This is a genomic window from uncultured Holdemanella sp. (assembly GCF_934754935.1).
In the GTDB taxonomy this organism is placed as follows: Bacteria; Bacillota_I; Bacilli_A; order Erysipelotrichales; family Erysipelotrichaceae; genus Holdemanella.
In genome coordinates this window covers 56,463-68,807 of the sequence record NZ_CAKVJB010000004.1, presented here as the reverse complement: position 1 = coordinate 68,807, position 12,345 = coordinate 56,463, and the positions used below count along the sequence as shown (strand labels likewise).

Genomic DNA, 12,345 nt, shown 5'->3' with positions numbered 1-12,345 from the left:
CACCTATTGTGCTAAAGGAAAACTAATTTTTCCCATATGCTCGTATCCATTCAACTTAACATCTTTTGTAGGATCAAAATCATAGAAATCTGTAATATCCGGATTCAACCATAATTCTGGTGCAGGTAAAGAACCCTTTGTTTCATAACGATTCAGCTGTTCTTTGATTCCATCAACCTGGTTTACATAAATATGTGCATCCTTGATAGACCAATCGATCGTACCTGGTTTTAATCCAGTAACTTGAGCTACCATCATCAATAAAACTGCATATTGTGTAACATTAAAAGGCAATCCTAAAGGAACATCACAACTTCTTTGATGAACCCAAATATTCAATTTACCATCTGTCACATCCCATTCTGAGCTCCACACACAACTTGGAAGTACAGCCGTATCTAATTCACTATCTTGCCATAAAGAAATGACGCGTCTGCGATCTTCTTTATCATTTTTTAAAGAATTCAAAAGCTTATTCATTAAATCATATTTTTTTACAATATATCCATAAGCGGTTCCAATCGTATGAGCAAAACTTGGATCAAAATGCTTTAATACCTTCCCTGTATTTTCATCGATCCAGTCTCCATCTTTATTGATTTCCCATTTATCCCAAATATGAACATTTCTTTCTTGAAGCCAACGAACATCATTACTTTGTGCTTGATAGATCCATAACATTTCTGTAACGGCCTGACGAATAAATAATTGTTTCGTTGTCAAAATAGGAAATTCTTTGGCTAAATCCAAATGGAAATGTGCACTTGGAATTTTAATCGTATCAATTCCTGTACGGTTATGCACTTGAACTCCATTCTCTAAAATATCTTTACATAATCCGCAATATACATCATCAAAGTATGACATCCATGTCCTCCTTTAAAATATTTTCTTCAATAAAATGAGCCACTGCACTTTCATCATTTGTATACGCACTCACAAATGCACCACATTCTTTAACTTGCTTAGAGCCATTTTTCATGCAGACTCCCATACCGACCTTTTGAAGCATTTCCATATCATTTTGTTCATCTCCAAACGCAACACAGTTTTCAAGTTTTACACCAAAGTGCTTTGCGACCTTTTCAATTCCATATCCCTTATTGATTCTAGGGTCTACATACTCTAATAAGTTATCGGCTGTTAAAAAACCAACACAAGCCTCATTCTTATATTGTTTAGCACGCTCTAATACAATCGGCATATATTCTTTATCACAATGAATAATCAACTTATTACAAGTATTATTCTCTAGATATGGTTCAAGATCGATTTCAATCTCTGTTTCACCAAAAATTCGAGCATGTTCTTGTGTTTCTATACTTGTACGATTTGTATATCGAGTGGCTCCTTCTAAAATCCAGAAATCTACATCTAGATCTTCAAAGAAATGAATGATATCTAATACAACTTCTCCATCTAGTACATGATACTCTTCTTTTGTGCGTTGTCTTAAATCATATAAGACACCACCATTCATCCCCATTATAAAACTGACGCTATCTTCAATCTGCCAACTTTTCAACATAGCACGTACTGTTTCAACAGGACGACCAGAAGCAATCCCAAATAAAATGCCGTGATTTTTCAATTTTGATATTGCATCACGATTCAAATCTGAAACTTTCTTTTTTGAATTTAAGAAAGTTCCATCTAAATCTGTCGCAATCAAAGTTATCGGTTCCATAAATTATCCTTCGTAAGTTAAGAATGCTGCATACCCTTTCTTTGCTTCATAAATATCAGCTTTACTAGCCAATTCAAATGGCGCATGCATATTATGTAATGCTACACCACAATCAATAACTTGCATTCCATAGTTTGCCAAAATATAAGCGATTGTTCCACCGCCACCTTGGTCTACTTTCCCTAGTTCACTTGTTTGCCATGCCACATTGTGATCATCCATGATACGACGAATTAATGCGATATATTCAGCATTCGCATCGTTACATCCACTCTTACCACGAGCCCCAGTATATTTATTAAATACGATACCTTTTCCAAATTCAGCTTGATTTCTTGGACTTGATGCCGATGCATAAATTGGATCATGCGCAGCACTAACATCACTTGAAAGCATTGTTGAATTCATCATTGCACGTTTCACACTTAAAGCTGAATAATCCCCCATACATTCCATCACTTCGGCAACAAAGTTTTCAAAGAACATAGAATGCATACCCGTTGCTCCTTGAGATCCAACTTCTTCCTTATCTACTAATAGACAAACAGCTGTACGTTTTACATTTTCAGCTTCCAATTGAGCCATTAAACTTGTATAAGCACAAATACGATCATCATGACCATAACCTAATACCATACTTGAATCAAAACCACAGCTTCTTGCACGTCCTGCAGGAACCACTTCTAATTCAGCTGAAACAAAATCTTCTTCTTCAAAACCATAAGTTGATTTCAAAATCTTAGCTACATTTGCCTTAACTGCATCTTTCTCTTCGTTTTCCAATGGAATGGATCCAACTGTTACATTTAAATCTTCCCCGGCAATCACTTCATTTGCCTTTTTCTGTAATTGATCGGCACTTAAGTGAATCAACAAATCACTGATCACAAATACTGGATCACTTTCTTTATCTCCAATCGCAATATCAACAGTTGTTCCATCTTTTAAGCAAACAACACCATGAATAGCCAAAGGTAAAGTAACCCATTGATATTTTTTAACTCCACCATAATAGTGAGTATCTAAATAAGCTAGATTTCCATCTTCATATAATGGATTTTGTTTTAAATCTAAACGAGGACTATCAATATGAGCACCTAAAATATTCATTCCTTTTTCTAAAGGATTTGAACCAATGTGCATCAACGCAATCGATTTATTCATCATATTTACATACACTTTATCTTGAGCCTTTAAAATTTCTTTATTTTCGATGACCTCTTTGATATCACGATAACCATATGACTTTGCCAATGCGATCGCATTTTTTACGCAAGCTCTTTCTGTTTTAGAATCTGACAAAAAATCAATGTATCCATCACTGAATTTCATAACATCTTCAAATTCTTCTTTTGAATATTTATTCCAAACTACTTCACTCATGCTTCTACCTCCAACATTTTAAATAAGCGTTTTGATAATTCTATTTTTGACTCCATTGTATTCATCCAAGTAATATTTCCTATTTCATCACTCATATTTAACAAGTTTTTTTGTTCCAACAAATCCTTAGTATGCAATGTTGTTCCCACACTACCTTCAATAATATGAATATTTGGACATAGTTTTTCTAAATATTTTGTGTAAAAAGGAAAATGGGTGCACCCAAGAACAATACTATCTAGATTTTTATAATCACAAGCCTCTAAATACTCTTTTAATACAGATTCTACAAGGTCTACATCATCCAATTTATCATCTTCAACCATTCTTACCAGTTTTGGACAAGGTACTTTCACAATATGATGTTCATCTTTAAATCGATCCATCAAATTCGCAAACTTCTTTTCGGATAAAGTAAGTTTGGTTGCCCATACCGCAATTCTTTGATTATCGCCTCGATCACATGCCACTTTTAAAGCTGGCTCCATCCCAATGATATCTACATCATATTTTTCTCTTAGAAACTTAACACAAGCACTTGTTGCCGTATTACACGCAATTACGATTGCCTTTACATCTTGTTTTATAAATTCATCGCATATCGCAACACATCGCTTAGTGATTTCTTCTTTTGTCTTTGTTCCATAAGGATTGTACTTACTATCTCCTAAATAAATTAAATTTTCATTAGGAAGTAAGCAATGCATCGTGTGTAAAACACTAATTCCACCTAATCCTGAATCAAAAACACCAATCGGACTTTTCGAATTCATACAAAACGCTCCTTTTTTCATCTTTTCAATTATACAACGTATAAAGAAAACATCCAAGTACTCAAACCAGGATGCGTCAATGACTCAATCGTTTATTCATTTCTTTTAAGATATTCAACAATTCTTTTTTTCCAATTCCATTATGAATCAAACTATCCGGATGCACTCTGTCATTGTGAAATAATTGAATCAATGCTGCTTGAAGCTCTTTAAATGACATCGCTTCAAATTCTTTATTTACCAAGTAATCTTCACAATCTTTCATGTTGACTAAATCTGTCGCATAAAAAGAAAGAACCATTTCCATCAATAAAGATTGAACATTTTCATTATCTTCACTTAAATCTGAATTTGCCCAACAAATATCTTCATTCGTTAAATTATCTAATTTTTCTATAAATGTCTGAATGAATGTTACATCATCCATTTTTTCTTTCGCAAAATAATTTGAAATTTTCATATATCCTCCAAAAAAAAGAGGTTTAAGGCTTTCATCACTTCCTTAAACCGCTTTCTGTAATATTTATATCCTCATATAAATATTACATGAATTTTGTTTGTATCTAATATTATTATGTTCTCGTAAACAAACAAAATTCCGTATAGATAAAACCACCACATTTTATCTATACTCTCTAATCCACTTTTCCTTCGCAGAGTTTACCACGCTCTGCATGTCCCTTTGGCAGCTCATCACACTGCCAAATAAATAATAGCACATATAAAAAGGGTAAGCAAGCTTACCCTCTGTCAGTCTATGACCTATAAAGGAAGTAGTTGGTAGTGTTTCAGTCATAGAACTTACACCTATATTTTAATCTTATTTTTCTTGTTGTAAAGCCTTCATAATTCTTTCATAATGCAAAAAAGATTGTTCTTGATTCATTGAAATCAATTCTTCTATAGTAACACACTTACAATCTATACTTTCATTTTTATGAATTGTCACATCACTTAAATCAAAGTCAAACTTAAAATGATAAATATCCACAAAATAATTATCATGTCGATCATTATCCTCATTAAAATAAGAATAAACAACTCGACCATTTTTTACGTCCAGATTCGTTTCTTCCTTAACTTCACGCTTGATCGCATCTAAACTTGATTCTTTACTTTTAGCACCTCCACCAGGCATTTCCCAATGTCCAGCAGCCCATTTTTTATTGAGAGCTCTTTGTGTAACCAAGAATTTTCCTTCTTCATTCTCCAAAATAGCCAAGACATACATCATAAATTCTCCAGGCTGAAACAAATAGGTTTTGCGATCTACTTCTTTATTTAATAAATTCCGATTTCGATCATACAAATCAATAAATTCACTCATCTACACAATCTCCATTTTCATCTCTATAAAAACAAGAATAATGCCCTGTATGACATGCAGCACCTACTTGTTTAACTTCTAATAGTATCGTATCTTCATCACAATCAATGCGAATCTTTTTCACATGCTGATAATGACCACTCGTTTCTCCTTTAACCCATAAACTTTGTCTTGAACGAGAATAATAAGTGGCAAGTTTTGTTTCAACTGTTTGTTTATAACTTTCCTCATTCATATATGCGAGCATAAGCACTTTTTTTGTTTCCACATCCTGAACGATACAAGGAATCAAGCCATTTTGTTTCTTAAAATCCAACTGTATCATAGTCTAACCGCAACTCCTTCTTCTTTTAGATATTTCTTTACATTTTGAACACTAGATTCTTCATAATGAAAAATACTAGCCGCAAGTGCCGCATCACTCACTTCTAATGCCGATTTAAAATCTTCTAATTTACCACATCCCCCAGAAGCAATCACAGGAACATTTACAATTCTAGAAACAGCTTTATATAACTCTAAGTCAAAACCATCTTTAGTGCCATCCGCATCCATACTTGTCAACAAAATTTCTCCTGCACCTAAAGATACACCCTTTAAGATCCATTCCATACAATCGATTCCTGTATCTTTTCTTCCACCTTCTACATACACATTCCAACCTGTATTATCGGCTCTTTTTTTTGCATCCACAGCCAATACGATACATTGATTGCCAAATCGTTTACTAGCCTCTTCAATTAAAGAAGGATTTCGAATGGCTGCACTATTTAAACTTACCTTATCAGCTCCAGCCATCAACATAGCATGTACATCTTCAATGGTAGAAATACCTCCACCTACTGTAAAAGGAATAAATATTTCTTTTGCGACACGCCTAACAACATCGACCATTGTTTTTCTTTTTTCTACCGTTGCACTAATATCTAAAAACACCAATTCATCGGCACCATCTAAATAATATTTTTTCGCTAAGGCGACTGGATCTCCCACTTCTTTCAAACCCACAAAATGTATGCCTTTGACAACTTGACCATCTTTTACATCTAAACAAGGTATGATTCTTTTTGTCAACATATGCTGATCGCCTCTTTCAAATCTAATGTTTTTTCATAAATTGCCTTACCGGCAATGACCCCATACAACCCTAGATCTTTACATTTTTGAATGTGTGACAAATCACGCACACCACCTGAGGCAATGATGTTACACGATACATGATTCTTAAGCGCTTCTAACATCTCAAAATTCGGTCCTTGTAATGTACCATCCTTTGAAATATCTGTACAAATCAATGTCTTTACACCAATTTCTTCCATTCTTTTCGCAAAATCCAAATAATATTCTCGACTTGTTTCTAGCCAACCTGAAGTACAGACATAACCATCTTTACAATCTAAGCCAACCGCAATCTTTGAACCATATTTTTTAATTGCATCTTTTAATAAGCCAATATCCTGGATAGCTGAAGTTCCTAGAATTACTCTGGATACACCATTTTCAATATAAAAATCAATAGCTTCCATAGTACGAATTCCGCCACCGACTTCAATCGGCAAACGACAAGTCTTTACAATTTCACAAATCAAACCGGCATTCACTCGACTGCCTTCTTTGGCGCCATTTAAATCAACCACGTGCAAATAACTGGCCTTTTCTTTTTCAAAGGTTTTTGCGCAAGCCAATACATCTTCTGCCACACATTTTGACTGACCATAATCGCCTTGATATAAACGAACCGGCTTTCCATCTAATATATCTATTGCTGGTAAAACAATCATTTAGAACTCCTTTCCAAAATACTCCAATATTTTTAATCCATCTTCCCCACTTTTTTCTGGGTGAAACTGACATCCCATAATATGTTTATGCATAACTAAACCAGGTATTTTCATATTTCCATACATAGAATATCCAATTAAATCTTTATCATCCATATCTTTGGCATAATAAGAATGCACATAATACACATATGTATTTTCTTTAAATATATTTTGATCCTGATTGCTTTCTAAAGCATTCCAACCAATCTGAGGAATCTTTACACTTGTGTCTTCCATATGACAAACATGGCCTTTAATAAAGCCAAAACCTTGGCAATATCCATTTTCTTCACTCGATTCAAACAAGGCTTGCATCCCTAAACAAATTCCTAATAATGGAATATCTTTTTTCACTTGTTGAACAATAAAATCATATAAGCCAATTGAATGTAAAGTATTCATACAATCTTGAAAAGCTCCAACACCTGGTAAGATCAATTTATCGCATTTAGATAAAATAGATACATCTTTTGAAACAACACTATCTAGTCCTAGATAGTCACAAGCATTTTTTACACTGTGCAAATTGGACATGCCATAATCTATAATTCCAATCATTCTAACACTCCTTTTGAGCTAGGAATCTTATCCGATTCTATTTTCACAGCTTGTTTTAAAGCACGACCAAACGCTTTAAATATTGCTTCTACTTTATGATGATCATTCTTTCCATAGAACACATTAATATGTAGTGTAACACCTGCCGCAACACTAAAGGCTCTAAAAAATTCTTCGACCATTTCACAAGACATCGTTCCTATATTTTCACGATTCAAATCACAATTAAAAACTAAATATGGACGTCCACTAATATCAAGTGTGACATTACACAATACTTCATCCATAGGTAAATTCATACTTCCATAACGAGCAATTCCTTTTTTATCGCCTAATGCTTCTAAAAATAATTTTCCTAATAATATACCGCAATCCTCGATGGTATGATGATCACATACTTCTAAATCTCCATTTGCCTTTACAACTAAATCAAAATTAGAGTGAAACGCAAACAAAGTCAACATATGATCAAAGAAACCAATTCCTGTATCAATTTCGCTATTTCCATTTCCATCTAAATTTATTTTTTCATAGATTTTTGTTTCTTTTGTATCTCTACTTTTTTCAGCTATTCGCATACTCAAATCTCCTTAGAACATCTAATACCATTTCATTTTCTTCTTTTGTACCAATCGTTATACGAAAACTTGCATCTTCATAATTTCGAATCGTGATGTTCTTTTCTTTAAACATTTCAAGCAACAAATCCTTTTTTTCACTTCTTCCAAATAAGAAATTCGCATTCGAAGGATACATTGTCAGTTGCTTAAATCCCTTTACTTCTTGATACATTCTTTCTCTTTCTGAGATAATTGTCGCAATATTCTCTTTATACGCATCCGCATGTCTTAAGACAACACTTGCGATGGTTTGTGTCACACTACTTAAAGCATATGGAATAAATAAATCTCTTAATTTTTCAACTTGTTGTCCTAACATAAAACCACAACGAATTCCTGCAAGACCATATGCCTTAGATAATGTTCGACATACAAAAACATGTGGATATTCTTTCAACAAACAAATTGCACTTTCTTTACCAAACTCCATATACGCTTCATCAAAAATAACAGGAATTTCTTTAAAGGCTTCACTAATTTTTTTCATTTCACACAATGTGATCGCATTTCCTGTAGGGTTATTGGGATTTGAAAATAAAACCATATCTACTTTTTTATCTTTTCCATTTGAAATAAACGCATCCACATCAAATGAACCATCTTGATTTGTTTCATACTTTTCAATTTTAGAATGATTCAACCCTACATAATAGTCATACATAGAAAAATCTGGACTCAATGTATACAGTGTTTTATTATCCCGCAAATAATATTGAATCAAGAATCCCAACATTTGATCCGATCCATTTCCAGATAAGATCCAAGAAGATGGGACATTCATAATGTCTGCATATAAGCGATGCAATTCTTGACAAGTTGTATCTGGATAACGATTTAAGGATAAATTTGAAATCGCATCTATAATTTCTTGTTTAATAGCTTCATCCACATTTTGACTTGCTTCATTCGCATTCAATAAAATCCCTGACTGTACATGTGTTTTATATCCCTGCACCATTATTTTTCCCTCACTTTTGCGGCATTTGCGTGTGCCTGTAAATGCTCTTCACTAGCTATCGTCTCAATATACTTTGCGTAAGTTTCAATAGCTTGTTTTGAATAATATAAATATGATGATTTTTTAATAAAACTATCTACAGATAATGCACTTGAAAAACGTGCGGTTCCACTGGTAGGTAAAACATGGTTGGTTCCCCCAAAATAGTCACCAATACTTTCGCAAGTATAATAACCTAAGAATACACTACCTGCATTTTTTACTTCTTGTAAATGTTCCATTGGATTTGAAATCATTAATTCTAAATGTTCAGGTGCAATCTCATTACTAATTGAAATACACTCTTCAATTGAATCGCAAACAATGGCCTTACCATAATTCTTTAAGGATTGTTCAACAATTTCTTTTTTAGGTAAAACTGCACTTTGTTTTAAAAGCTGTTGATTCACCAAACTTAAAAGTTCTTCGCTTGTCGTCAAAAGAATGGCACTTGCCATAGGATCATGTTCGGCTTGCGACAACAGATCAGCCGATACGTATTCTGGATTGGCATTTTCATCCGCTACAACTAAGATTTCACTTGGACCTGCAATCATATCAATATCAACGGTTCCATAGACTAATTTTTTAGCAGCTGCCACAAAGATGTTTCCTGGACCTACAATCTTATCCACACGATCAATCGTTTGTGTGCCATAAGCTAAGGCCGCAATGGCTTGAGCTCCTCCAATCTTATAAATTTTATTCACTCCTGCAAGCTTGGCAGCATACGCAATATTTGGGTGAATCGTTCCTTCTTTATCGGGTGGTGTCACCATCACTACATTTTTTACCCCGGCAATTTTTGCGGGAAGTGCATTCATCAAAACACTGCTTGGATATTGGGCGCGTCCGCCAGGCACATAAATGCCTACAGCTTCTAAAGGTAGAACTCTTTGTCCTAAATAGATGCCCATTTCTTTTTGAAGTAAGTATCCATTTTGTTTTTGAAGTTTGTGGAAATCCTCAATATTTTTTTTAGCAAGTTTCATAGCTTCTACAAAATTTGTATCGCATTTTGAAATCTGTGCATCTAATTCTTCTTCAGTCACTTCCATTGTATCTAACGAAACATGATCAAACTCACGAGTGTATTTTAAACATGCCTCATCTTTATTATTTTTTACATCCTGAATAATATTTGATACTGTCACCAATACATCTGTACTTAGATCTTGCGTACGTGACATCAAATATTCTTTTAATGCATCTTTATCTTCTTTATAAATTCGTGTCAACATTTTCATTCACCTTCCTACTTAAATCTTCGATCACTTTCATAACTTCTTTATGTTTTAATTTAAAACTTGCCTTATTTACGATGACACGAGCACTGATATCACATACTGTATCTAAAACAACTAAACCATTTTCCTTTAGTGTTGTTCCTGTTTCCATAATATCAACGATTCCATCGCATAAACCTAGAATAGGAGCTAATTCAACGGAACCATCAATTTTAATAATTTCCACATCCATACCTTTTGATAAAAAATATTGTTTGGCAACCGTTGGATATTTAGTACCAATCTTGATATGTCCTACTTTTGAAAACAATTTATTTTTTGGTAGACTTGCCACAATGAATTTACATTTTCCAATTTTTAAATCTAACAATTCATAATTATCATTCTCATTCTCTAGAATTGTATCTTTACCTACAACACCAATATCGGCAACTCCATGATTGACATAAGTAATACAATCATTGGATTTCACTAAAAAATATTGAATATCTTCGATTGAATCTTTAAAAACGAGTGCACGTCCCTTATCTTTTAGAGCTTCAATTCCGTATCCTAATTCTTCTAACATAGATACGGTCTGTTTTTCTAGACGTCCTTTTGTCAGTGCAATAGATAAACCCATCATTCTACCTCCTTTACATAAATTGTTTCATTTAAGGAAGGCTCTAATATGACACTTCCTTCTTTTCGCAATGTATTTGCTTGTTTTATAGCTTCAATTTGTTTAGATTCTGGATAATAAATTATAAATTTCTTTTTAGGTTGCACATCGACATGATCAATAAGTGGATCTAGTTTTACACTAAAGCCACAAGCGGGTAGGTCTCGACCAAATTTTTTAAGTAAACAATCATATCTTCCTCCACTTAAAATACTTGTTCCAACACCAGATACATAGCCTTCAAAAATAATTCCTGTATAGTAGTCAAGATGGGCTACTTTTCCTAAGTCGATTGTTACATTTTCTAAATATCCCAATTCATTTAAGGATTGAATGCATTCTTTCATGGAATCTAAAACATCTTTTAAAGATTTATCAAAACAATATGCGTATGCGTCATCTAAAATATTTACATCTCCACAAAGAAATGGCAGGTGCATAAAGAAATCCACAATTTTTTCACTTAAATATAGTGAATCTAAATATACTTTTAAATCGACCATGCTCTTTTTATCAATTAAATCTGCTAAAGTATTGATTTCTTCTGTGCTTAGGCGGACGACTTTACAGGCAGCCTGAAAGAATTGAACATTTCCTATTTCTAATGTATAGTTTTTAAAATTCTTCATCACTTCTAAAGCACAACATAAAACTTGAACATCACTTTTTGAATCCAATCCAATTAATTCAATGCCACAATCTGTAACTTCGCTTCTTTTGCCGGCAAACTTTTGACGTACTTTAAATACATTGGAAGTATATCGATAGCGAAATGGAGGTTTTGAATCTTTAAACTTACTTGCGCACACACGTGCAATCGGAACGGTCATATCGGTTCTTAATGTTAAGATCCTTCCATTTTCATCAAAAAATTTATACATATCCGTCGTTTGAATATTTTTAAACGCATTTTCATATGTCTCATAATATTCAATTGTTGGTGTAATAATTTCTTCATATCCAAAGGATTCAAAAATTTGTTCTAAAGTATTTTGTAGATATTTTTTCTTTTCACATTCTTGTAAAATTGTATCTTTCATTCCTTGTGGTAATTGTATCTGCTGCATAATGACCTCCCTATAAACAAAAAAACTTCCGTCCTAAGGACGAAAGTTTAACTTACGTGGTTCCACCTTATTTCGCTATTCATAGCCTCAAACCTGATAACGCCAGGAATACGTTAAAAACTACTATTTTCATCTTTACAGCTCCAAGACGTGTTCAAATAGCCTTACTCTTTCTTTGCACCAACCAGAAAGTCTCTTGAAG

General features: G+C 33.5%; 15 protein-coding genes and 1 other annotated feature (1 of these 16 cut by a window edge). All 15 genes read right to left on the bottom strand.

Annotation, left to right across the window (positions count from 1 at the left end; genetic code table 11):
* Positions 1-3: 3 nt before the first annotated feature.
* The 15 genes from thyA to hisZ all read right to left on the bottom strand — a co-directional run bounded on the left by thyA (position 4) and on the right by hisZ (position 12,143).
* On the bottom strand, positions 4-867 hold the full coding sequence (thyA, locus tag Q0E86_RS01995; protein ID WP_295754265.1) for a thymidylate synthase: 864 nt from the start codon (positions 865-867) through the stop codon (positions 4-6).
* A complete protein-coding gene (locus Q0E86_RS01990) occupies positions 854-1,687 on the bottom strand; it encodes an HAD family hydrolase (RefSeq protein WP_295754264.1) in 834 nt (277 codons plus the stop codon). The genes thyA and Q0E86_RS01990 overlap by 14 nt, the downstream gene beginning before the upstream one ends.
* Positions 1,688-1,690: 3 nt before the next feature.
* The gene (locus tag Q0E86_RS01985; protein WP_295754263.1) at positions 1,691-3,070 is read right to left on the bottom strand and encodes an aminopeptidase; all 1,380 of its coding nucleotides are present in this window, start codon (positions 3,068-3,070) and stop codon (positions 1,691-1,693) included.
* Positions 3,067-3,843: a glutamate racemase gene (gene murI / locus Q0E86_RS01980; protein ID WP_295754262.1), complete on the bottom strand. Its 777-nt coding sequence runs from the start codon at positions 3,841-3,843 to the stop codon at positions 3,067-3,069. The genes Q0E86_RS01985 and murI overlap by 4 nt, the downstream gene beginning before the upstream one ends.
* Before the next feature lie 76 nt (positions 3,844-3,919).
* The gene (locus Q0E86_RS01975) at positions 3,920-4,303 is read right to left on the bottom strand and encodes a hypothetical protein (RefSeq protein ID WP_295754261.1); all 384 of its coding nucleotides are present in this window, start codon (positions 4,301-4,303) and stop codon (positions 3,920-3,922) included.
* 360 nt (positions 4,304-4,663) lie between these two features.
* Entirely contained in the window at positions 4,664-5,170 is a 507-nt protein-coding gene (locus Q0E86_RS01970; RefSeq protein WP_295754260.1) for an NUDIX domain-containing protein, read from the bottom strand.
* Positions 5,163-5,495, bottom strand: a complete 333-nt coding sequence (gene hisI / locus Q0E86_RS01965; RefSeq protein ID WP_295754259.1) for a phosphoribosyl-AMP cyclohydrolase — start codon at positions 5,493-5,495, stop codon at positions 5,163-5,165. The genes Q0E86_RS01970 and hisI overlap by 8 nt, the downstream gene beginning before the upstream one ends.
* On the bottom strand, positions 5,492-6,247 hold the full coding sequence (hisF, locus tag Q0E86_RS01960; RefSeq protein WP_295754258.1) for an imidazole glycerol phosphate synthase subunit HisF: 756 nt from the start codon (positions 6,245-6,247) through the stop codon (positions 5,492-5,494). The genes hisI and hisF overlap by 4 nt, the downstream gene beginning before the upstream one ends.
* On the bottom strand, positions 6,241-6,951 hold the full coding sequence (hisA, locus tag Q0E86_RS01955) for a 1-(5-phosphoribosyl)-5-[(5-phosphoribosylamino)methylideneamino]imidazole-4-carboxamide isomerase (RefSeq protein ID WP_295754257.1): 711 nt from the start codon (positions 6,949-6,951) through the stop codon (positions 6,241-6,243). The genes hisF and hisA overlap by 7 nt, the downstream gene beginning before the upstream one ends.
* Positions 6,952-7,551 (bottom strand): imidazole glycerol phosphate synthase subunit HisH, encoded by a 600-nt coding sequence (hisH, locus tag Q0E86_RS01950; protein ID WP_295754256.1) that lies wholly within the window; start codon positions 7,549-7,551, stop codon positions 6,952-6,954.
* A complete protein-coding gene (hisB, locus tag Q0E86_RS01945) occupies positions 7,548-8,129 on the bottom strand; it encodes an imidazoleglycerol-phosphate dehydratase HisB (RefSeq protein ID WP_295754255.1) in 582 nt (193 codons plus the stop codon). Before hisB ends, hisH begins: the two co-directional genes overlap by 4 nt.
* Entirely contained in the window at positions 8,116-9,129 is a 1,014-nt protein-coding gene (locus Q0E86_RS01940; RefSeq protein ID WP_295754254.1) for a histidinol-phosphate transaminase, read from the bottom strand. The genes hisB and Q0E86_RS01940 overlap by 14 nt, the downstream gene beginning before the upstream one ends.
* Positions 9,129-10,409: a histidinol dehydrogenase gene (gene hisD, locus Q0E86_RS01935; protein ID WP_295754253.1), complete on the bottom strand. Its 1,281-nt coding sequence runs from the start codon at positions 10,407-10,409 to the stop codon at positions 9,129-9,131. Before hisD ends, Q0E86_RS01940 begins: the two co-directional genes overlap by 1 nt.
* Positions 10,390-11,037, bottom strand: coding sequence for an ATP phosphoribosyltransferase (gene hisG, locus Q0E86_RS01930; protein ID WP_295754284.1), 648 nt, complete (start codon positions 11,035-11,037; stop codon positions 10,390-10,392). The genes hisD and hisG overlap by 20 nt, the downstream gene beginning before the upstream one ends.
* The gene (gene hisZ / locus Q0E86_RS01925; RefSeq protein ID WP_295754252.1) at positions 11,037-12,143 is read right to left on the bottom strand and encodes an ATP phosphoribosyltransferase regulatory subunit; all 1,107 of its coding nucleotides are present in this window, start codon (positions 12,141-12,143) and stop codon (positions 11,037-11,039) included. Before hisZ ends, hisG begins: the two co-directional genes overlap by 1 nt.
* Positions 12,144-12,175: 32 nt before the next feature.
* Positions 12,176-12,345, bottom strand: a binding site (T-box leader); it runs 36 nt beyond the window's last position.